The organism is Nocardioides epinepheli (genome assembly GCF_037936805.1).
Taxonomy (GTDB): domain Bacteria; phylum Actinomycetota; class Actinomycetes; order Propionibacteriales; family Nocardioidaceae; genus Nocardioides.
Genome location: NZ_JBBMMC010000010.1, coordinates 1 through 22009, shown reverse-complemented (window position 1 = coordinate 22009; position 22009 = coordinate 1). Strand labels below are relative to the sequence as shown.

Here is a 22009-nt window from a genome sequence, read left to right as displayed (position 1 = left end):
GCAACAAAAACCCCATAATTCACAGGAGTCACATTTGCAAGCATCTTGAATGACAGGCGTGTCGTTTCTTTGCGGAGCTGCGCCGGAGGCCCCCGTGGAGTCGGCCCGAGGGCAGGCGGAGTGCGAGGATGACGCGCATGCCTGGAACCAACCTGACCAGGGACGAGGCCGCGACCCGTGCCGCTCTCCTGGATGTGACGTCGTACTCCATCGACCTGGACCTGACGACCGCCCCCGACCCCGACATCCCGACCTTCGGCTCGACCACCGAGATCGCCTTCACCTACAGCGATCCGGGCGCCTCGACCTTCGCCGACCTGGTCGGCGCGACCGTCCACGAGATCACGTTGAACGGCCGCGAGCTCGACCCCGCGACCTACGCCGACAGCCGGATCCCGCTCCCGGACCTCCAGGCGGAGAACCTGCTCGTCGTCCGCGCCGACTGCACCTACTCCAACACCGGCGAGGGCCTGCACCGCTTCTTCGACCCCGCCGACGGACGGGTCTACCTCTACTCCCAGTTCGAGGTGCCCGACGCGCGCCGCGTGTTCACCACCTTCGAGCAGCCCGACCTCAAGAGCACCTTCACCTTCCACGTCACCGCGCCCGATCACTGGAAGGTCGTCTCCAACGCCCCGACGCCGGAGCCGACGCCGCTCGGCGACGGCGTCGCGCGGTGGGACTTCCCCGCCACCAAGCCGATGTCGACCTACATCACCGCGGTGGTCGCCGGCGAGTACCACGCGGTGTTCGACACCTACCAGGGCGAGCACGGGGAGATCCCCCTGGGCCACTACTGCCGCCAGTCGCTCGTGGAGTTCCTCGACCGCGACGAGCTGGTCAAGCTCACCAAGCAGAGCTTCGAGTTCTTCGAGCGCGAGTTCGGCTACCCCTATCCGTTCGAGAAGTACGACCAGCTCTACGTCCCCGAATACAACATGGGGGCGATGGAGAACGCCGGCTGCGTGACCCTGCGCGACGAGTACCTGCCGCGCTCGCGACAGCCGCGCTCCTTCTACGAGTTCCGCTGCTCGGTGATCACCCACGAGATGGCTCACATGTGGTTCGGCGACCTGGTCACGATGAAGTGGTGGGACGACCTGTGGCTCAACGAGTCGTTCGCGGAGTGGGCCTGCTACTGGTGTGAGGCCGAGGCCACCGAGTTCACCGACGCCTGGACCGGCTTCGCCAACGCGCGCAAGCAGACCGGCTACCGCGCCGACCAGCTCCCCAGCACGCACCCGATCGCCGCCGACAACCACGACCTCGAGGCCGTCGAGGTCAACTTCGACATGATCACCTACGCCAAGGGCGCCTCGGTGCTCAAGCAGCTGGTCGCGTGGGTCGGCCTCGATGCGTTCCGCGACGGACTGCGTCAGTACTTCCAGGACCATGCCTTCGGCAACACCGAGTTCGACGATCTGCTCCGCGCGCTCGAGCGGTCCTCGGGCCGCGAGCTCGGCAGCTGGGCCGAGGAGTGGCTGCAGACCGCCGGCGTCAACACGCTGGCGCCGGAGTTCGAGCTCGACGACGACGGCAACTACAGCCGGCTCGTGGTCCGCCAGAGCGCGGCGCCCGACCACCCCACGCTGCGGCGTCACCGGCTCGGCATCGGCCTCTACGACTGGGTCCCCGGCACCTCCGGCGACTCCGAGCGCCGCCTGGTCCGTCGCGACTATCTGGAGGTCGACGTCGAGGGCGAGGCCACCGAGATCAAGGAGGCCGTCGGCCTGCGGCAGCCCGACCTGCTCCTGCTCAACGACGGCGATCTGGCCTACGCCAAGATCCGCCTCGACGAGCGCTCGCTCGCCACCGCGATCGAGGGCCTCTCGCACCTCGACGACTCCCTGGCCCGCGCCCTCATCTGGGGTGCCACGTGGGACATGACCCGCGACGCCGAGCTCCCGGCGACCGCCTACGTCGACCTGGTGCTGGGCAACATCGGCAACGAGACCGATGCCTGGGGCGTCACCCGGATCCCGACCTATGCGGCCCTGGCGGTCAACTCCTACTCCGCGCCGGCCAAGCGCGCCGATCTCCAGCACCGCTGGGAGCGCGGGCTGCGCAAGCTGCTCGACCAGGCCGAGCCGGGCAGCGACTCCCAGCTCACCTTCGCCCGCTCCTACGCCTCGGCCGCCCGCAGCGAGGAGGCGATCGCCGACCTCGAGGCGCTCCTGGACGGATCCCTGGTGATCGAGGGACTGGTCGTCGACGACGACGCTCGGTGGAGCCTGCTCACCGCTCTCGCCGCACGGGGCCGCGCCGACGACGCCCGGATCGACGCGGCACTGGCCGCCGACCAGACCATCTCCGGCCAGGAGCACGCCGCCGCGGCACGCGCGGCGATGCCGACCGCGGAGGCGAAGGCCGCCGCGTGGGAGCTTGCGCTCTACGACCCGAAGACCCCGAACGAGACCGCACGCAGCATCGTCAACTCGTTCATGCGGTCCGGTCAGGACGAGGTCCTGGCTCCCTACGTGGAGAAGTACCTGGAGTCCGTCGACGGAGCCTGGGACCGCATCGGCGCCCACCGCGGGTCGGTGGCCCTGGAGTTCATCTTCCCCAAGCCGCTGGCCTCCCCCGAGCTGCTCGAGCGGGTCGACGCGTTCTTGGAGACCACCACCGCCAACCCCGGCGCGGTCCGCTACGTGCGCGAGGGGCGGGCCGAGGTGGCCCGCGCACTGGCTGCCCAGGAGGCCGACTCGGTCTGAGCCGAAGCGCTCAGCTCACGCCGCGATCTGATCCGCGCCGAGTCCGGCGCGGATCAGGTCGGCGTACCGGCCACCAAGTAGCAGCAGCTCCTCGTGGCTGCCGAGCTCGACCACCCGGCCGCCGTCGAGCACGGCGATCTGGTCGGCCTCGCGCACGGTGCTGAGGCGGTGGGCGATGCTGATCGTGGTGCGGCCGCGGGCGGCGTCGTCGATCGCCTCCTGGACGAGTCGCTCGGTCTGGTTGTCCAACGCGCTGGTGGCCTCGTCGAGCACCAGGACGCGAGGGTCGCGCAGCAGGGTCCGGGCGATGGCCAGCCGCTGCTTCTCGCCGCCGGAGAAGCGGTGGCCGCGGGCGCCGACCACGGTGTCGTAGCCCTCGGGCAGCGCCACGATCAGGTCGTGGATGCGGGCTGTGCGACAGGCCTCCTCGATCTGGGCATCGGTGGCGTCGGGGCGAGCGTGGCGCAGGTTCTCACCGATGCTGGCGTGGAGCAGATAGGTCTCCTGGGTCACCACTCCGACGGTGGCGGCGACGTCGGCGAGCGCCAGGTCGCGCAGGTCGACGCCGTCGAGGGTCACCCGCCCCGAGGTCGGGTCGTGCAGGCGAGCGACCAGCCCGGCCAGCGTGCTCTTGCCGCTTCCGGTGGCCCCCACGAGCGCGAGGCTCGATCCGGCGGGCACCCGCAAGTCGACGCCGTGGAGGACGGGCACCTCGTCGTAGGCGAAGCCGACATCGTCGAAGACGATCTCGCCGCGGGGCTGGCCCAGCGGCACGGCCGTGGCCGGATCGACCACCTCGATCGGTTGGTCGAGGTACTCGAAGATCCGGCTGAACAGGGCCCGCGAGGCTGTGATCGAGACGCCGACGTTGAGCAGACCCATCAGCGGTCGGAACAGCGCGCCCTGGAGTCCGGTGAAGGCCACCAGGGTCCCGATCGTCATCGCGCCGGCCGTGGCGGGCAGGCCGGCGGCGAGATAGATGCCGGCCGGGATCGCGGCGAAGAGCACGCTCATCGTGGCCATCCGCCACCGGCCGGCGAGCTGCGACTGCACCTCGAGGTCGATCAGGTCGGTGCTGCGGCGCGTGAAGCGGTCGATCATGGCGGGGCCGGCGCCGAGGGTGCGCGTCAACAGCGCGCCGCTGACCGAGAGACTCTCCTCGACCTGCACGTGCAGGTCGGCCAGCGCTCGCTGCCGGCGTGCGGTGACCGCATGGCGCATCCGGGCCACCTGGCGCATCAGCCAGACCGCCGGCGGCACGACGACCAGCGAGATGAGGGCGAGCCGCCACGACAGGGCGGCCATGGCGATCGCCGTCCCGACCACGACGGTCAGGTTGGAGGCGACCGCGGTCGCGGTACTGGTCACCACGCTCTGCATGCCGTTGATGTCGTTGGTGAGCCTCGACTGCACCTCTCCCCCACGGGTGCGGGTGAAGAACGCGATCGACTGACGCTGCAGGTGCGCGAACAGGTCGGTGCGCAGCCGATGCATGACGCGCTGGCCGATCAAGGTCGACAGCCAGGTCTGGACGACGCCGATGACCGCACTGGCCACGGCCACGCCCACCATCGCGAGCACCAGGGCGAGCAGCAGCCCGACGTCCTGCCGTGGCAGCGCGTGGTCGATCACGTGCTTGACCAGGAACGGCTGGGCCAGGCCGATCGCCGAGCTGGCCACGATCAATGCGACCACGACGGCGATCCGGCCGCGGTACGGCGCGAACAGGCGCGCCACTCGGCGCATGTCCACCGGGGTCTCGGCCAGCTGTCGCAGGTCGGCAGGGTCGGGCCGCCGCGAACGCGGCCCACGCATGGAGTCCTCCACGGGGCCCCCTCTCCGGCGCTTGCTCCGCGCCGCTGTCCACTTTACTGTGGTTACCTCACCATGAGGGAACAGCGGTAGTGGCTACTCTGTTCCCGTGCCCCACGACGGCGATCAGGAGAACCGAGCCGAGCCACCGGATGCGACCGACCTGCTCATGCAGGTGGCGCGTCGGCTCAGGCACGAGTTCGCCGCGAGGCTGGTCGACGACGACGTGACTCCGAGCCAGGCCCGCGCGCTCGGTGTGGTGGCGCGCCACGAGCCGCTGCGACTCTCGTCACTTGCCGAGCACCTGCGGATCGCGCCGCGGTCTGCCACCGAGGTGGTCGATGCCCTCGAACAGCGGGGGGTGGTGCGACGCGAGGCCGACCCGGCCGATCGTCGCGCGACACTGATCCGGCTCACTGCCGAGGGCGCGCGCGTCCGCGGTCGGATCGGCGCGGCCCGTCGCCGGGCCGGGGACGATCTGCTCGGCGTCCTCAGCGACGTGGAGCGAGATGCACTGGTCGGACTGCTGAGCCGGCTCGTGGCCGACTAGGCGACGACAGCGCTCCGTTATGAAGCGGATCCGTCACGTAGCGGATCCGTCACGTAGCGGAGCGCGCTTGTGACGGGCCGGTTCGTGAAGGGTCCCGTTCGAAGACGATCGCGTACGTGCTCAGCCGGCGTGCCGGGTCCGCGGCGCCCGAGCGTGCTCGCCGAGCTGGCGGATGCCGTGGCGCAGACCGCCGACTAGGTCGCCTTCGGCGAAGGACGCCGCCATCGTGGCGGCGGCGAGCTCGACCTGCGCGTCGGAGAGCGTGCGACGCACGAAGCCGCCGGTGACGATCTCGACGTGGTGCGCGGCTGGATCGACCATGATCAAGATGCTGCGAGCCGGCGCGACCATCGAGTTGTGCAGGCTGGTGGCGAAGTCACGGGGATCGCCGTGGGCGGTGCCTACGAACACCGAGAACTCGGCCCGGGAGGCCTGCTCGGCCTTGCGCATCTCGACGTCGAGCGCGGACCGGTCGGCCGCGCTCAGATACTCACCAGCGGGCACTGGCTCCTCCAGCATCCGACTCGGCGGTGTCAGGAGCAGCGAGCTCGTCGGGGCTCTTGCGGGGTCCGCCGAGCCACTGGTCCTCGGCCCCCTGCGCACCCGGGGTCAGCCGCTCCCCGCGGACGAGCGAGGGCAGGAGGGCGAGCAGCCCGATCACTAGGAAGAGTCCCACGGGAACGCCCACCATCAGCCACAGGACGTGAGCGGTGGTCACCGGCGGGTTGTCGGGCCAGCCCTCGGCCACGTCGGCCGAGGCGACGCCGGTGGAGAGGGCCAGCAGCGCGGCAGCACCACCGGCGACGGTGAGGAGGCGGCGCGCTCCTGGACGCCGGGTACGGCGCCGGGCGGGGTGGTTCGTCACGGTCCCAGTCACGAGGCGTAGCCTATCGTCGCCGTAGAACTCGAAGGAGACCGGCGTACCTGTTATGCATGGCCCCATGCCCGCATTCGATCTCGTTCCGCTGGCGGTCAACCCGTGTGCCGACGGCGAGGACATCTGCGAGACCGTCTTCGACAAGACGGGGAGCGACACGCTCGCCCGCTACTCAGACATCTTCATCGGCAAGCCTCTGGTGCTGATCGGCCTCCTCCTGCTGGCGCTGGCGATCCGTTGGGTCGCGCACCGGGTGATCAACCGGATCGTGGGCCGGGCGGTGCACGGCATGCTCCCCGACCGGGTCAGTCTCGGCGTCAGCGAGCGTCGCCGGCAACGCGCCGAAGCCATGGGCAGTCTGCTCAAGAGCATCGTCACCGGGCTCGTGGTCGCCGTCTTCGCCACGATGATGCTCAGCGAGGTGGGCATCGACATCGCGCCGATCATCGCCAGCGCAGGCATCGTCGGCATCGCCCTGGGCTTCGGCGCCCAGTCGCTGGTGAAGGACTTCCTCTCCGGCGCGTTCATGATCATCGAGGACCAGTTCGGCGTCGGTGACGACGTCGACCTCGGCGAGGCGGTCGGGACGGTCGAGGCGGTCACCTTGCGGATGACGCGACTGCGCGATGTCAACGGGACGGTCTGGTACGTGCCGAACGGCCAGATCCTTCGGGTGGGGAACCAGAGCCAGAACTGGGCGCGCACGGTGCTGGACGTGACCGTCTCCTACAACGAGGATCTCGCGCGGGTGCGCCGAGTCCTCGGCGAGGTCGCCCACGATCTCTGGGAGGACGAGGACTACAAGGGTCAGGTGATCGAGGAGCCGTCGGTCTGGGGGGTCCAGCAACTCGGGGTCGACGGCGTCGTGGTCCGCGTCGTGCTCAAGACCACGCCCGGTGAGCAGTGGGTCGTGGCGCGCGAGATGCGCCTGCGGATCAAGAACCGGTTCGACTACGAGGGCATCGTCATCCCGCTGCCGCAGCGCGTGGTGTGGAACCACCGCGACTCCACTCCCCCCGATCCGGCGCCTGCGGAACCACAAGAGTCCGGCGAGTCGCCGCCACCCACCAAGTCCCAGGAGACCTGATGCCCCCGGTCCACGACGTCACCATCGAACCCGACAATGGTGGAGTGACGTTCTATGAGGAGATCGGCGGATACGACACGATCTCGACCATCGTGCATCGGTTCTACGAGGGCGTCGCGACCGACGAGCTGCTGCGTCCGATGTACCCAGAGGAGGACCTCGGGCCGGCCGAGGAGCGGTTCCGGCTGTTCCTCGTCCAGTACTGGGGCGGTCCGACCACCTACTCCGACACTCGCGGCCACCCGCGCCTGCGGATGCGGCACGCTCCCTTCGCGGTCACGCCCGCCGCCAAGGACCGCTGGCTCCACCACTTCCGTGACGGCCTGGACGCCGCGGAGCTGACGCCCGAGCAGGACGCCAAGTTCTGGGACTACGTCACCCACGCGGCCCAGTTCATGGTCAACACCCTCGACTGAGCCGGGGCACTCATCCGGCGCTCGCGTCTTCCAGGGCCCGGCGCAGCCGGTGGCTCGGCTCGATCGAGCGCCCGGTAGCGGTGTCGAACAGCACCAGGGTCACCCTGGCCCGCGCCAGCACCGTCTCACCGTCGGCGATCTCCGACTCCACGGTGAACGAGCGGTCACCGACCCGGGTGATCTTCGACCACACGTCGTACGGCTCGGCTCGCAACAGGATCGGGCGGCGGTAGTCGACGTCGGTCTGGACGACCACGACCGAGGGCCGCTGGTCCTCGCCGGAGGCGCGCGCCAGCTCATCGAGCAGGCGTACTCGTGACTCCTGGAAGTACTCGAAGTACTTCACGTTGTTGACGTGGCGGTACACGTCGACGTCGGAGAAGCGCACCTGCAGCGGATAGTGACCGGCACCGGCCCAGTCCAGCGCGGGGATCGGCGCAGCCTTCGGTGAGACCGGCGGTTCGACGTAGGGCGCCAGGGCGTCCCGCTCGGCACTGGTGAGTCGCCGCGGGCGCTCGGTGGCGAAGACGTACGGGGTCAGGAGCGTGGTGGCCCGGAGGTATACGCGGCGTTCGCCGTCGGGCAGCTCGTGGAAGACCTCATAGGCCATCGTGAACGACGCCGCACGCACCTCGGTCACCCAGCACTCGATGCTCAGCGGCGCGACGCCCAGATGCAGCTCGGCCAGGTAGGTCACCTCGTGCCGCACGACCACGACACCGTCGGCCAGGTCGTCCTCGACGCCGGCCGGGGCCGGGAAGAGCGCCCGCATCAGGTCGACCCGGGCCTCTTGGAGGTAGTCGACGTAGACGACGTTGTTGACGTGGCCGAGCACGTCGAGGTCGGCCCAGCGCATCGGACACTCGTATCGGTGACGCACCTGGTCAGTCTGCCCTGCTCCGCGCCCGGCCAGACAGGTCGTTCAGGGACAGGGACGCAGGCTGCCGGTCTCGGCCGTGCCGGCGCAGGCCGCATAGCGCCGGATCCGGTCTTGCAGGTCACGCAGGATCTCCGGGGCGGGCGAGGGGTGGTGATCGCCTCGGTAGAGCAGGTTCCGGGTCATCTCGGGATCGTCGCCGGCGTAGTACTCGCGCCGCAGCAGGCTCCGGTCGGGACGGTAGAACTCCACGTAGGCGGCACCGTCGTGCTTCACCATCGCCCACGACGGGAGCCTGGAGGCCGCCACTCCCGACTCGCCGATCGCGATATCGCTGTCGTCCTTGGCGAACTCGAAGAACTCATCCTCGCGCCGCTGCGCGCTCAGCAGCGAGCGCCCGTCGACCACGTGCTCCGGCTCCACCCCGAGCACGTCGTAGACGGTGGGGGCGACGTCGATGAGCCCCACCGGCGCGGTGGAGACACCCGGCTGCTCGCCAGGCAGGTAGGCCAGCATCGGGATGTCGGTGGAGGACGGATAGGGCGTCGACTTGCCCTCCCAGTTCGACTGTCCGCGGTCGGCGTAGCCGTTGTCGCTCACGAAGATCACGGCGGTCTCCTGGAGCGCGCCGGCCTGCTCGAGGCGGCCGAAGAGGGCGGCGACCTGGTCGTCGACGTCGTACATCGACCGGATTCGTGCCGCCCAGAGCTCCTCGTAGTACGACCGGGGCTGGCGCGGCGGGTAGGCGAAGCGCGCCATCTTGTCCTTGGCGTCCGGCTCGGCGAGCCACTCGAACGGCGGTACCGGGTCCTCGGCGTGCGCGGGGCTCGGCTCGGGCAGGTCAGCGGTCCCCATGCCGGTGCCCTGCTTGTGGGGCGCGAAGAACGCACCGTAGAGGAAGAAGCGGTCTCCCGCTGCGAGGTGGGCGTCGAGGCGCTGGGCGAGGAATCGGCCGGTGGTCTCGGTGGAGGTCAGTCCGTCGGTCGGCCGATAGGGACGGCCGCGGTCGTCGTAGAGGGAGAAGCTGCCGGGCGCGCTGGCGAACGAGGACCAGAAGTCGAAGTCGTCGAACCCGGTCTCGATCGCGCCAGGACCGTAGTAGTCGGCGACGTCGACCCCGCTGAGGTTCTTCCCGGTGCCATAGGTGCGGATGCCGGCACGGCTCAGGTCGAACTGCACGGTGTCGCGGCCGTGGAACGCCCGCGCCGAGGCCTGGGAGCGCACGCCGTTGTTGTGGGGCAGCTGGCCGGTCTGGATCTGGGCCCGCGCGGGGCAGCACACCGGTGTCGCGGTCGTCGCCCGCTCGTAGCAGGTGCCGCGCTCGCTCAACCAGGCGCTGCTGCGGGGAAGGAACTCGGCGGCGTCGGCGCAGGCGAAGTCGCCCATGTCGTCGACGACGAGCACGATCGCGTTGCGCAGCGCCGTCGCCTCGGCCGCGGGCTCCACTGCTCCCACGTGGGGGACCTGCGCGGGCGGGCCGGCATTGCTCGGCACGCCGGTCGCCGCCGTCGCCAGCACCAGGGCGGCAAGGAGACCGGCGGCGGGCAGGGACCAACCTCGCGCGTTCACTCCGCCCCCGTCGTTCTCGGATCGTCTCGGCCCGCATCGGCCGGGAGAAGTCAAGCACGGCGCCCATTACGCTGCAGGCACAGCTCGCCGAACCCTCGAAGAAATCGGAGCCTCGCATGCCCGAAGCCGTCATCGTCTCCGCGACCAGGTCTCCGATCGGGCGCGCGAACAAGGGATCGCTCAAGGACTTCCGGCCCGACGACCTCACCGCCACCATCGTGCGGGCCGCGCTCGACAAGGTGCCGGAGCTGGACCCGCAGACCGTCGACGACCTCTATCTGGGGTGCGGCCTGCCGGGCGGCGAGCAGGGCAACAACATGGGCCGGATCGTGAACGTGCTCAACGACATGGACCAGGTCCCCGGCGCCACGGTCACGCGCTATTGCGCCTCCTCGGTCCAGACCACCCGCATGGGCTTCCATGCCATCAAGGCCGGCGAGGCCGACGTGATCATCTCGGCCGGCGTCGAGATGGTGTCGCGGTTCGCCAAGGGCACCTCCGATCACTGGCCAGACACCCAGAACCCGCGCTTCGCCGACGCCGAGGCGCGGACCGCCCGCATGGCCGAGGGCGGCCAGGACTGGCACGACCCGCGCGAGGACGGCGATCTTCCCGACGCCTACATCGCGATGGGCCACACGGCCGAGAACGTCGCCCGGATGCGTGGCCTGTCCCGACGCGAGCTCGACGAGTTCGGCGTCCGCTCGCAGAACCTCGCCGAGAAGGCGATCAACGACGGCTTCTGGGCACGTGAGATCACGCCGGTCACCGCACCCGACGGCACCGTCGTCACCGCCGACGACGGGCCGCGCGCCGGGGTGACCTACGAGGCCGCCTCCCAGCTCCAACCGGTCTTCCGGCCCGACGGCGTGGTCACCGCCGCTAACTGCTGCCCGCTCAACGACGGGGCCGCGGCCGTGGTGATCATGTCCGACACCAAGGCCGCCGAGCTCGGCCTGACCCCACTGGCCTGCATCGTGTCCACCGGCGTGAGCGGTCTCTCCCCCGAGATCATGGGGCTGGGCCCGGTCGAGGCAAGCCGGCGTGCACTCGCCCACGCCGGGATGAGCATCGGCGACATCGACCTGGTCGAGATCAACGAGGCGTTCGCCGCGCAGGTGGTGCCGTCCTACCAGGACCTCGGGATCGACCTGGACCGCCTCAACGTCAACGGCGGGGCGATCGCCGTCGGGCACCCGTTCGGGATGACCGGCGCTCGCCTGCAGAACACGATGCTCAACAGCCTCGACTGGCACGACAAGACCACCGGCCTGATCACCATGTGCGTCGGCGGCGGTCAGGGCATGGCCTTGATCCTCGAGCGTCTGTGACCTGCGTCCGACGCGCGCAAAGCATCCACACCGGCGTGTCGCGACAACTAGAATCGTGGCGTGGCATCACGCTTCCCCACCCGACCTGAACCGCGCTGGCTCGACAAGGACGAGCAGCTCTCCTGGCGCGCCCTCGTGCTCGGCACCACCCTGCTCTTCGACAAGCTCGACGACGACCTACGCCAGAACCACGGGCTCTCGCTCGTGGAGTACGAGATCCTCATGCGCCTCTCCGAGCGGGACGGTCAGATGCGGATGGCCCAGCTGGCCCAATCCCTGGCCCACAGTCGCAGCCGGGTCACCCACACCGTCAAGCGGATGGAGGATGCAAAGCTCGTCCAGCGCTGCAGCTCCACCGAGGACGGTCGCGGCGTCGTCTGCATGATGACCGACCGCGGCCGGCTCCTGCTGGAGAACGTCGCCCCCTCCCACGTGGAGAGCGTGCGCAGCCACATCCTCGACCTGGCCGACCCCGACGACTTCGCCGCCCTGGGGCGAGTGATGAACGCCGTCGCCGACCACCTCGTCGACGGCCACCCCGACATGGAGATCCGCCAGACCGACTGACCCTCCACTCCGGAGATTGAGCGAGCCCCGCGCACGGCCTCGGAGGGTGAGCAAGACGGACGGGCGAGGAACGAGCCCGACCGGCGCCGACGAAACCTCGCAACCGACCTCGCCAACGCTGGCAGCACCGGTAGCCGGGGTTTCGTCGGCGCTCGCTGGAGGGCGAGAACGAGCCCGACAGCGCAGACGAAACCTCGCAGCCGACCTCGGGAACCTTGGCGGGGTGGGTTGCCGGGGTTTCGTCGGCGCTCGCTGGCGCTCGCTTGCTCAACCTCCGGCGGACTGACCGCGCGTCGGCGCCCGGGGTTTCGTCGGCGCTCGCTGACGCTCGCTTGCTCAACCTCCGGCGGACTGGCCGCGCGTCGGCGCCCGGGGTTTCGTCGGCGCTCGCTGACGCTCGCTTGATCAACCTCCGGCGGAGGCGTTGGACTCAGTCGCGAGTGAGCCGGCGGTGCGTGACGCGGTGGGGGCGGGCGGCCTCGATGCCGAGTCGCTCGATCTTGTTCTCCTCGTAGGCCGCGAAGTTGCCCTCGAACCAGAACCACTTCGCCGGGTTCTCCTCATCGCCCTCCCAGGCGAGGATGTGGGTGGCGACGCGGTCGAGGAACCACCGGTCGTGCGAGGTGACCACCGCACAGCCCGGGAAGTCCAGCAGGGCGTCCTCGAGCGAGGAGAGGGTCTCGACGTCGAGGTCGTTGGTGGGCTCGTCGAGCAGCAGCAGGTTCCCGCCCATCTTCAAGGTGAGGGCCAGGTTGAGGCGGTTGCGCTCACCGCCGGACAGCACGCCGGCCTTCTTCTGCTGGTCGGGCCCCTTGAACCCGAACGAGGCGACGTAGGCGCGGGAGTTCATCTCGAAGTTGGCGACCTTGATGAAGTCGAGTCCGTCGGAGACGACCTCCCACACGTTCTTGTTCGGGTCGATGCCACCGCGGCTCTGGTCGACGTAGGAGAGCTTGACCGTCTGGCCGACGTTGAGGGCGCCGTCGTCGGGCTCCTCGGTGCCGGTGATCATCCGGAACAAGGTCGTCTTGCCGACGCCGTTGGGACCGATGACGCCCACGATGCCGGCGCGCGGCAGGGTGAAGGTGAGGTCGTCGATCAGGGTGCGGCCGTCGAAGCCCTTGGTGAGGTGCTGGGCCTCGAGGACGACGTCGCCGAGCCGCGGGCCGGCCGGGATGTTGATCTCGGAGGTGTCGATCTTGCGGGCGCGGTCGGCCTCCGCGGCCATCTCCTCATAGCGCGCGAGTCGCGAGCGGCTCTTGGTCTGGCGGGCCTTGGCGTTCGAGCGCACCCACTCCAGCTCCTTCTCGAGCATCTTGGCGCGCTTGGCGTCCTTCTGCCCCTCGATCTTCAGGCGCTCCTTCTTGGTCTCCAGGTAGGTGGAGTAGTTGCCCTCGTAGGGGTGGGTCTTGCCGCGGTCGAGCTCGAGGATCCACTGCGCGACGTTGTCGAGGAAGTACCGGTCGTGGGTGATCGCCAAGACGGCGCCCGGGTAGTTGGCCAAGTGGCCCTCCAGCCACTGCACCGACTCGGCGTCGAGGTGGTTGGTGGGCTCGTCGAGCAGCAGCAGGTCGGGCTGCTGCAGGAGCAACTTGCACAGCGCGACCCGGCGCCGCTCACCACCGGACAGGTTGTCGACCAGGGCGTCGGGCGGCGGGCAGCGCAGCGCGTCCATCGCCTGGTCGAGGCGGCTGTCGAGGTCCCACACGTTCGCCGCGTCGAGCTCCTCCTGGAGCTCGCCCATCTCGGCGAGGAGCTTGTCGAAGTCGGCGTCGGGGTCGGCCATCGCCTCGGAGATCTCGTCGTAGCGCCGCTTCTTGGCCAGGATCGGCCCGACGGCCTCCTCGACGTTCTCGAGCACGGTCTTGCCCTCGGTCAGCGGCGGCTCCTGCTGGAGCATGCCGACGGTGGCCTCGGGGTCGAGGATCGCGTCGCCGTTGTTGGCGTGGTCGAGCCCCGCCATGATCCGCAGCAGCGAGGACTTGCCGGTGCCGTTCGGGCCGACGACGCCGATCTTGGCGCCGTGGAGGAAGGAGAGGGTGACGTTGTCGAGAACGACCTTGTCGCCGTGGGCCTTGCGCACGTTGCGCAGCGTGAAGACATAGTCAGCCATAATCGGCGAGCCTAGTGCCCGTCCAATACGGCTCGCTCACCCGCCTCCGGCGCGAGCCAGCACGACCTCCGCCACGGGCCGCACGCGCTCGAGGTGGGTCACCAGACTGCCCATCAGCCGGTTTCGAGCGGCGAAGACGGCCGTGGGCCCGAGGCGATAGAGCAGGGCCCGGATCAGCAGCTGGTTCCAGTCCGCGCCGGTCGCCCACTCCTCGAGCAGGGCGGTCGGGGCCCCTCGGAAGGTGACGGCGTCGGTCACCGCGATCGCACTGGCGAACCCGGCCGGTCGGACGTACGGCGGCCAGTCGATGACCGCCGGCGGCCGACCGTCGTCGACGAGCACGTTCGGCAGGAGGTCGCCGTGGATCACCTGCCCCGGCTCGGTCACCGGCTCCAACGCGGCCCGGAGCCGATTGATGAGGTCGGCGGTCGCGACGTCGCCCTGCGGCTCGGCACCCTCCCACGCCAGCCGGTCGCCGTAGGCCCACGGATCGTCGCGATCATCGATCCAGGGCGGCCGGGGCAGGTGGCCGACGGCTCGGTGGAAGGCATCGCCGGCCTCCCTGACCCGTTCCAGCTCGCGCGTCAGGTCGAGATCGCGACCGGGCACGAAGACGTGCGCTCCCCACCCGTCTGCGGACCAGTGCGTGTGCGTCGTGCCGTGCGGCTCCACCGGCTCCGGGACCCGGACGTCGTCACAGCTCCACTCGGCGTAGACCTCGCACACCAGTCGTGCTCGGGCGTGAACCCCACCGGCTTGAGCACCACTCGCTCGTCTGTCCACACGTGCCCGGCGCCACCCGGCAGCCGCCGGAGGGAATCGGAGGCGACGCCGTACGCGTCGATCGCCCGGCGGGTCGGGCCGTTGCGACGCCAGTCCCAGTCGGCCTCGTCGAACAGTCGGATCGAGGCCGCGGAATCGCCATCGCCGGGCGCCTCGGCTTCCACGCCGGCGACGGTACCTCAGCCTGGGGTCGGGCTCAGGCCGCCGGCTCCCGCTGCTCGCCCGTCGTCTCGGCGCTCGTCTCGGCACTCGTGTCGGGGCTCGGCTCGGCCCGCGACATCCGGGTGAAGCACGTGGTCCCGCGCGTGAGGTCGTGGCCCACGCAGTAGGCGTCGACCTCGACGTCGATCGCCTCGGCACCGGCCTTGGTGACGTAGGGCCGCATGTTGACCCGCCCGGTGACGAGCACCGGGTCCCCGCGCCGAAGGGAGTCGGCGCAGTGCTCGGCCAGGGCGCGCCAGGCGTTGACGGTGTACCACTGGGTCGGCGCATCGCCCCACTCCCCCGTGCGCCGGGAGAGCCGGCGCGGCGTGCAGGCGACCCGGAAGCTGGTCACCGACACCTCCCCGGCCTGGCGCAGCACCACATCGCCGCCGACCCATCCCTGGAGGGTCACCACCGTCTCGTTGGACATCGTCTCGCTCCTTCGCACCTGAGGTCGGCACCCACGGCCGGGATGCCCGAGACGAGTACAGGCGATCTCGAGAAGCGGTGCCGTCGGCGCGGGACGGCTTGTGGATAAGTGCGCGGACCGTCGCCCTGTGGACGACGCGGCTCAGCCCTGCAGCACCTGGTCCAGGCGGGAACGGAGCGTGGCGTAGTCATCGAGCTCCGCGGCGACCGGCGCGACGACGTACTCGTTCGCGACCTCGTGGACGGCGCCACGCAGCCGGCGGTCGGCGGCCTCGCCGCGCTCGCGGGCGGCCGTGCGCGCACGGGAGCGACCGACGATCGCGAGCAGGATGCCGAGCACCAGGCCCGCGACGAGCAGGATCACCGGTACGGGCGCTCCGGCCACGGCCGGGGCGTCGGCGAGCGTCCCGCCGATCGCGAGGACCACGGTCCAGACCGCACCCGCCAGCGCGGCCAGGAGCAGCAGCCATTGCACGACCCGGAGCGTGCGCGCCCAACCCGGGACCCGTCCGGCGCCGAGGTCGACGTCGGCGAGCGCGCCGTCGAGTCGGTCTCCGGCCTCGGACAGCCGCGAGGTCGCCGCACGCTGCAGTGCCGCGACCCACGGCGGCGTCAGGCGCGACGCTGCGGAGTCGGCAAGAGCGCGGGCCTCGGCGTCGACCCGGGCACGGTGGACCGGCGCGGCGGCGATCTCGCTGCCGTCTCTCGGGGCGCCCGAGAGCCGGGCCGCGGCGTCGCCCTCGATCTCGAGGTCGAGCCGGGCCAGCGGGTCGGAGTCGCGGCGCGATAGCAGCGCGAGCGGTGGCCAGGCCGTGGCCCGCGAGGTGGCGGCGAGGGTGGACCGCTCGACGAGGTCGACCACCGTCGGCACGCCCGCCGCGGCGGCCAGCGCGTCCTCGAACGCCGCCACGCGGGCGGGGTCGAGCGTGCGAGCCGGCGCGTCACCCGACGCCGCGCGCAGTCTTTCGGCGGCGGCCTGCAGGTCGGCGTCGATCCGCTCCACGGTGAGCCGCTTGGCCGCGACCCGGGAGGCGATCTCCGCGCGCAGCTCGTCGACCCCGATGTCCTCGCGCGCGCTGATCGGATAGATCGGAACCGACTCGAGGCCGTCGAGGTCGAGCAGGCGGCGGACGTCGTCGACCATCGCCTGGCGGCCGGACTCGGGGATGGTGTCGATGTGGTTGAGCACGACGACCATGACCCCCGCGTGGCTCTTCAGCGGCGCGAGGTAGCGGTCGTGGATGGCGGCGTCGGCGTACTTCTGCGGGTCGAGCACCCACACCAGGAGGTCGGCCAGCTCGACGAGCCGATCGACCTCGAGGTGGTGGGCGACCTCGGTGGAGTCGTGGTCGGGCAGGTCCATCAGGACCACGCCGTCGAGGTCGCGGTCGGCCTTGCCGACGTCGAGCATGGAGTCGCGCATCGTCTGGTGACGCGGCGCGATGCCCAGCCACTCGAGGAGCTCGGCGGCGCCGGCCCGGCCCCACACGCAGGCGGTCGCCCACGAGGTGGTGGGACGCCGCACGCCGGTGGAGGAGAGCTCGATCCCGGTCAAGGCGTTGAACGTGGAGGACTTCCCCGACCCTGTCGCCCCGGCGATCGCGACGACGGTGTGATCGGCCGAGAGCCGCAGCCTGCCCGCGGCACGAGCGGCGGTCGCAGCGGCGTCGTCGACCACGGTGTCATCGAGACGACCGCGCGCCGCCTTCGCCGCCGCCTCCAGCGCCTCGATGCGGGCGCCGGTGTCCGAGCCCTGGGTCGCGATCTGACGGGCCTCATCGAGAACGGATGTCACTGAGCTTCTCCTGGTGCTCGGCCCGCGGCTTCGCCAGGGCCTCCAGCGTCACGTGTGTCGGACTTCGCGGCCTGGAAACGCAGGTCGTCGACGCGACGCGCGGCGTTGCGCAGCTGCTCGGCCGCGTCGGGCTCGAGCACGAGGCCGTCGATGAGCGAGACGAACCTGGCTCGCTCGTCGTTGAGCGCGGCGCTGAGCCGGCGTTCGAGACTCCGGCCGGTCCGCTCGATCATCGAGGAGACGGCCTCCTGCCCGAACACGGCGTCGAGCAGCGCGCGGCCGGCCGACGGCGGCGCCCCGGCGTTCCGGGTGAACACCTCGATCTCGAGAGCGACCGAGAGTCCACCGACCCCGAAGGCGAGGTAGCGCGCCGAGGTGCGCTTGTCGGTGCCCTCGTCGCGCAGCAGCCCCACGACCTCCTCGTGCCAGTCACGAGCCAGCTGCGCTGCCCGGTCGCGCAGCGTGGTCGCGGCGCGGGAGAGGCCGGCGTCGCGGGCAGCGGCCCCCTCGAGGAGGGTCGCACCGTAGGGGTGCTCGGACCAGGCCGCGAAGGTGCGCGCGGCGGCGTCCTCGGCTCGTTCGAGCAGCAAGGCCTCGAGCGAGCGCTCCACCGCCTCGCTGACCTGTTCGGCCTGCTGCGGCTTGCCTTTGAGCGTGTTCACCAGCCGCCCGCGCAGGCCGGCGAGTGGCGCCTCGATCGCGCGCAGCAGGTCGCCGGTGCCGACGAACTCGTCCCATCTGGCCTGCAGCTCACCGCGCATCAGGCTGCCGTCGCCGGTGGCTGCGGTGGTCGAGGCGATGGTGGCGTCGTAGATGCCGTCGGCCTCGCTGGCCAACTCCACCGCGATGACGGCCTGGGCCGCACTGGCATCGGCGATCGGGTAGCAGCGATGGGTGATCGCCCGGACCGCGCCGTCGAGGGTGCGCCGCACCAGGGCGCTTCGCGCGTCGACGTCGGCGGCGAGCGAGCGCAGCCAGGTGCGGATGTCGGCGACGTGGTCGGCGGGCAGCAGGCCGTCGTCGTCGACCTTTCCCTCGGGCACCACGAACAGGGGCGCCTCCTTCAGGCCGCGGCTGGCGAGCATCCGGGCCAGGTGCGGCGCGACGGTCCGCGCGGCGTCGTCGGGGGTGCGGTCGAGCACGATGGCCACCGACGTCGACCGGTCGGCCGCGCTGCGCAGGAACTCCCAGGGCACCTGGTCGGCGTACCGGGCGGCAGAGGTGACGAACACCCAGAGGTCGGCGGCCGCCATCAGCTCGGCGGCGAGGGTGCGATTGCGCTCCTCGACGGAGTCGACGTCGGGCGCATCGAGGATCGCGACCCCGGGGGGCACGTTCGAGGAGGGCACGAGCTGCAGCGAGGTCGGCTTGTCGGTGGCGTGGTACACGCGGGCCAGGTCGGGAAGCAGCCGGTCCTGGCCGAACCACTGCCGGTCGCGGGGGTGATGCACCAGCACCGGCGAGCGGGTCGTGGGTCGAAGCACGCCCGAGGCGGTGACCCGCTTGCCGACCAGGGAGTTGACCAAGGTCGACTTCCCGGCACCGGTGGAGCCCCCCACCACGGCGAGCATCGGCGCCTCGAAGCTCATCAGCCTCGGGATCAGGTAGTCCTCGAGCTGATCGATCATCTCCAGTCGCGCGGCGCGCAGCTCGGCGACGTCGGGCTGGTCGAAGGGCAGGTCGATCGCCACCAGGGTCTGGCGCAGACGGATCAACGCGGTGAGCATCTTGGCGTCGTCGGCAGGACGTCGCTTGGTGTCGTAGCCACCGGGACGCGAGCCGACCGAGGCCCGCGGTGTGGGACCGCCGGGGGTGTGGGGGGAAGTCATGCCGTCGGGACCACCTGTCCGGGAAACGCGACGTGCGGGCGCACCGTACGGATCCGCTCCACCTGGTCGGCGGCGCGGGCCGACCAGTCGTCGGGGGCGGTGCCGCGCAGCAGCCGGTCGTGAAGGAAGCCGAGCTCGATCAGAGCCTGCTGGTACTCCGCCATCCTCAGGGCCGCCTCGCGACCCGCACACCGGGCTGCGTGCTGCCGGGCCGTCCTGCGGGCGCGCAGGTCGACCACCCAGCCGATGTCCGTCGCGGGGATCAGGCCGCGTCGTGCGGCCTCCTCGAGTCCGGCGGTGAGCATCCGCGCCTCGTCGCGTCGCGCCCACAGCGCCAGCGCGCCGATGGCGAGGACCGCGGGGACCATCAGGACGGCGTACACGCCGGCGAACTCCGCGCGGCCCAGGAGCGTGGAGGCGTTCCAGACGCCGTGAGCGATCACCGCGAGCGAGAACCCGGCGATCGGGGCGAGCATCCGCACCGACCGGCGGCCGGAGGTGACGGCCAGACCGATGCCGATCCCGGCGAATGCGGTGAACAGCGGGTGCGCGAACGGTCCGACGAGGCAGCGCAGGAGGAAGGTGGAGGTGAGTCCCTCCAGGCCACCCGGGCCCAAGCCGTCGGTGCCGTCGTAGGCGGCGGTGAGGTAGAGGACGTTCTCGGTGAACGCGAACCCGACGCCGACCAGCCCGGCATAGACGATGCCGTCGAGGACCCCGTCGATCTCACGACGGCGCCACCACAGCAGCAGCACGAGGAACAGCGCCTTGCTCGACTCCTCCGCGATCGGGGCCACGACGGCCAACGACACGTCGGGCGCGATCGGGCCGAACAGCCCCCCGACGCCGTCGACCAGGACAGCGATCGCCGTGGCGGCACATGCGCCCCACAGCAGGGCGTTGACCAGCAGGCGCGTCGGCTCCGGCTCGTAGCGATCGAGCCAGACGAAGCACGCCACGAGCGGGACCACCGGCAACGCGGCGAGCGCGACCGCCACCAGCGCGATCGTGGGCGCGCCCGACAGGGAGAGCAGGGTGAGCATCGTGAGGGCGCCCAGAACCACTGTCGCGCCCACGACCAGCGTGAACGCGAGACTGTCGTCGCGGCGTCCGAGCATGGCGCAACCCTATCGGCAGCGCGGCGGCGTCCAGCGCCCGGCAGGAGACTGCGGGCCGAGGTCTGCCCCCGGTCTCCGGTCGCCTCGGCTCAACGGTGTGACCGCTGGCACAACCTGGCACAACGGGCCGCGCGACGTAGAGTGCCAAGGGTGAGCGATCAGACCCCAGACTCCTCGAACGTCTCCACCGCGGAATCGACCGGACTCGCCGTGGAGTCCCACGATCCGGCCGTGCCCGCCGCCTACTCCGCGTTCATGCGCACCGGCTGGGACGACCACGACGTCGACCTCCCGCTCCAGGCCGGAGCCGATCGCGCGGCCGAGCGTCGCGCCCGGTTGGCCGCGATGTTCCCCGGCGAGCGGCTGGTGCTCCCCGGCGGTGGCTACAAGGTCCGCGCCAACGACACCGACTACCGATTCCGGGTCGACACCGCCCACGTCTACTTCACCGGCAACCAGACCTCCGACGCCGTGTTGGTGATCGACGACGGCGAGGCCGTGCTCTACGCCCGCCCCCGCTCGGGCCGGGAGAACGACGAGTTCTTCCGCGACCGCCAGTACGGCCAGCTGTGGGTCGGCAAGCGTCCCTCGCTGCGCGAGCTGTCGACGTCCCTCGGGTTGCCGGTGCGGCACATCGACGAGCTGCCCGCCGCGCTGGCCGGCAGCGGGAAGACCCGCGTGCACCGCGGCGTCTCCGCCGAGGTCGACCGCGAGGTGTCCGGCGACGCCACTCTCGACGGCGACTTCGCCCGCGTCATCTCCGAGATGCGACTGATCAAGGACGACTGGGAGATCGAGCAGCTCCAAGAGGCCTGCGACATCACCGCTCTCGGCTTCGGCGACTCGGTGGCCGAGTGGAACCGGGTCCTGGAGTTCGGCGAGCGGTGGATCGAGGGCACCTTCTTCCGGCGGGCCCGGGCGATGGGCAACGACATCGGCTACGACTCCATCGTCGGCGGCGGCTCGCACGCCACCACGCTGCACTGGATCGACAACGACGGCCCCATCACGCCGGGCACGATGGTGCTGCTCGACATGGGCGTGGAGGGACGCGGTCTCTACACCGCCGACGTCACCCGCACCCTGCCGGTCGACGGCCGCTACACCCCGCTCCAGCGCGATCTCTACGAGCTGGTGCTGCAGGCGCAGAACGCCGGGATCGCGGCCTGCCGCCCCGGCTTGGCGTTCGCGGCACCGCACGACGCCGCGATGAGCGTGCTGGCGCACGGGCTGGAGTCGATGGGGCTGCTCCCCGTCTCGGCCGAGGAGGCCCTCGACCCGGACTCGAAGGTCTACAGCCGCTGGACCCTGCACGGCACCAGCCACATGCTCGGCCTCGACGTCCACGACTGCGGCCAAGCCGCCCCCGAGGCCTACAAGTTCGCCACCCTCGAGCCCGGCATGGTGCTCACCGTCGAACCCGGACTGTACTTCCAGGACGACGACCTGCTCGTCCCCGAGGAACTGCGCGGCATCGGAATCCGCATCGAGGACGACCTCGTGGTCACCGACGACGAGCCGCGCAACCTCTCCGCCTCGCTCCCCCGCGCCGCCGACGACGTCGAGGCCTGGATGGAGCGCGAGCGCCGCTGACCCGAGGCGGACGGCGACGGGCGCGGGGCGACCGGGCACCACGGCGTCCGGCGCCCTATCCTGATCGCTGCGCCTCCGTAGCTCAGCTGGATAGAGCAGCGGCCTTCTAATCCGCCGGTCGCAGGTTCGAATCCTGCCGGGGGCACCGTGTGATGTCTCAGGACATCGGAAACTCCCGGACCTACAACTTGTAGGTCCGGGAGTGGTCATTTCGGGGTCGTACGGGTGGGTCCGCGGGGTGCTCCGGTGGGTTGGTAGTCGCGGTTGGGAGCGATGACGAGCTCGCGGAGCAGCTCGCCGGTGGCGGCGTCGATGACGCGGACGTCGAGGTCGTGGACGAGCAGGATG

The 22009-nt window shown here is 70.8% G+C and carries 18 protein-coding genes and 1 tRNA gene; 8 read left to right on the top strand and 11 right to left on the bottom strand.

Annotated elements, in window-relative coordinates; genetic code table 11:
• Positions 1-137 precede the first annotated feature (137 nt).
• Positions 138-2711: an aminopeptidase N gene (gene pepN / locus WMR31_RS14450; protein ID WP_340539560.1), complete on the top strand. Its 2574-nt coding sequence runs from the start codon at positions 138-140 to the stop codon at positions 2709-2711.
• Positions 2712-2726: 15 nt separating this feature from the next.
• Here the strand turns inward: pepN and WMR31_RS14445 are convergent, their stop codons facing one another.
• Positions 2727-4526 carry an ABC transporter ATP-binding protein gene (locus WMR31_RS14445; protein WP_340539559.1) on the bottom strand — a complete coding sequence of 600 codons (1800 nt, stop codon included), beginning with the start codon at positions 4524-4526 and terminating at the stop codon, positions 2727-2729.
• Between the two features lie 106 nt (positions 4527-4632).
• On the opposite strand from WMR31_RS14445, the gene WMR31_RS14440 reads away from it, so the two are divergent.
• The gene (locus tag WMR31_RS14440) at positions 4633-5073 is read left to right on the top strand and encodes a MarR family winged helix-turn-helix transcriptional regulator (protein WP_340539558.1); all 441 of its coding nucleotides are present in this window, start codon (positions 4633-4635) and stop codon (positions 5071-5073) included.
• Positions 5074-5193: 120 nt separating this feature from the next.
• Here WMR31_RS14440 and WMR31_RS14435 read toward each other — a convergent pair whose 3' ends face one another.
• Together WMR31_RS14435 and WMR31_RS14430 are read right to left on the bottom strand one after the other, a co-directional pair.
• Entirely contained in the window at positions 5194-5577 is a 384-nt protein-coding gene (locus tag WMR31_RS14435; protein ID WP_340539557.1) for a DUF5130 family protein, read from the bottom strand.
• Entirely contained in the window at positions 5564-5950 is a 387-nt protein-coding gene (locus tag WMR31_RS14430; protein ID WP_340539556.1) for a hypothetical protein, read from the bottom strand. The genes WMR31_RS14435 and WMR31_RS14430 overlap by 14 nt, the downstream gene beginning before the upstream one ends.
• A gap of 64 nt (positions 5951-6014) precedes the next feature.
• Here WMR31_RS14430 and WMR31_RS14425 point away from each other — a divergent pair, with 64 nt between their 5' ends.
• Complete coding sequence (locus WMR31_RS14425) at positions 6015-7037, top strand: mechanosensitive ion channel family protein (RefSeq protein ID WP_340539555.1); 1023 nt, start codon at positions 6015-6017, stop codon at positions 7035-7037.
• Positions 7037-7453 (top strand): globin, encoded by a 417-nt coding sequence (locus WMR31_RS14420; RefSeq protein ID WP_340539554.1) that lies wholly within the window; start codon positions 7037-7039, stop codon positions 7451-7453. Before WMR31_RS14425 ends, WMR31_RS14420 begins: the two co-directional genes overlap by 1 nt.
• Before the next feature lie 10 nt (positions 7454-7463).
• Here the strand turns inward: WMR31_RS14420 and WMR31_RS14415 are convergent, their stop codons facing one another.
• Positions 7464-8333 carry an acyl-CoA thioesterase gene (locus WMR31_RS14415; protein ID WP_340539553.1) on the bottom strand — a complete coding sequence of 290 codons (870 nt, stop codon included), beginning with the start codon at positions 8331-8333 and terminating at the stop codon, positions 7464-7466.
• 42 nt (positions 8334-8375) lie between these two features.
• The gene (locus tag WMR31_RS14410) at positions 8376-9899 is read right to left on the bottom strand and encodes a sulfatase-like hydrolase/transferase (protein ID WP_340539552.1); all 1524 of its coding nucleotides are present in this window, start codon (positions 9897-9899) and stop codon (positions 8376-8378) included.
• A 116-nt stretch (positions 9900-10015) separates the two neighbouring features.
• Between WMR31_RS14410 and WMR31_RS14405 the strand changes: the two genes are divergently transcribed.
• Together WMR31_RS14405 and WMR31_RS14400 are read left to right on the top strand one after the other, a co-directional pair.
• On the top strand, positions 10016-11230 hold the full coding sequence (locus tag WMR31_RS14405) for an acetyl-CoA C-acetyltransferase (protein WP_340539551.1): 1215 nt from the start codon (positions 10016-10018) through the stop codon (positions 11228-11230).
• A 60-nt stretch (positions 11231-11290) separates the two neighbouring features.
• Entirely contained in the window at positions 11291-11797 is a 507-nt protein-coding gene (locus WMR31_RS14400) for a MarR family winged helix-turn-helix transcriptional regulator (protein WP_340539550.1), read from the top strand.
• 430 nt (positions 11798-12227) lie between these two features.
• On the opposite strand, the gene ettA is transcribed toward WMR31_RS14400, so the two are convergent.
• The 6 genes from ettA to WMR31_RS14370 form a co-directional block, all read right to left on the bottom strand.
• The gene (gene ettA, locus WMR31_RS14395) at positions 12228-13910 is read right to left on the bottom strand and encodes an energy-dependent translational throttle protein EttA (protein ID WP_340539549.1); all 1683 of its coding nucleotides are present in this window, start codon (positions 13908-13910) and stop codon (positions 12228-12230) included.
• 36 nt (positions 13911-13946) lie between these two features.
• A complete protein-coding gene (locus WMR31_RS14390; protein WP_340539548.1) occupies positions 13947-14636 on the bottom strand; it encodes a TIGR02569 family protein in 690 nt (229 codons plus the stop codon).
• A 253-nt stretch (positions 14637-14889) separates the two neighbouring features.
• Positions 14890-15327 carry a single-stranded DNA-binding protein gene (ssb, locus tag WMR31_RS14385; RefSeq protein ID WP_340539547.1) on the bottom strand — a complete coding sequence of 146 codons (438 nt, stop codon included), beginning with the start codon at positions 15325-15327 and terminating at the stop codon, positions 14890-14892.
• Positions 15328-15468: 141 nt separating this feature from the next.
• Positions 15469-17121, bottom strand: coding sequence for a GTPase (locus WMR31_RS14380; protein ID WP_340539546.1), 1653 nt, complete (start codon positions 17119-17121; stop codon positions 15469-15471).
• The gene (locus WMR31_RS14375; RefSeq protein ID WP_340539545.1) at positions 17118-18950 is read right to left on the bottom strand and encodes a dynamin family protein; all 1833 of its coding nucleotides are present in this window, start codon (positions 18948-18950) and stop codon (positions 17118-17120) included. Before WMR31_RS14375 ends, WMR31_RS14380 begins: the two co-directional genes overlap by 4 nt.
• Positions 18947-20068 carry a PrsW family intramembrane metalloprotease gene (locus WMR31_RS14370; protein WP_340539544.1) on the bottom strand — a complete coding sequence of 374 codons (1122 nt, stop codon included), beginning with the start codon at positions 20066-20068 and terminating at the stop codon, positions 18947-18949. Before WMR31_RS14370 ends, WMR31_RS14375 begins: the two co-directional genes overlap by 4 nt.
• Before the next feature lie 150 nt (positions 20069-20218).
• On the opposite strand from WMR31_RS14370, the gene WMR31_RS14365 reads away from it, so the two are divergent.
• Positions 20219-21661: an aminopeptidase P family protein gene (locus WMR31_RS14365; RefSeq protein ID WP_340539543.1), complete on the top strand. Its 1443-nt coding sequence runs from the start codon at positions 20219-20221 to the stop codon at positions 21659-21661.
• A 71-nt stretch (positions 21662-21732) separates the two neighbouring features.
• Positions 21733-21806, top strand: a tRNA-Arg gene (locus WMR31_RS14360).
• The last annotated feature ends 203 nt before the right edge of the window (positions 21807-22009 follow it).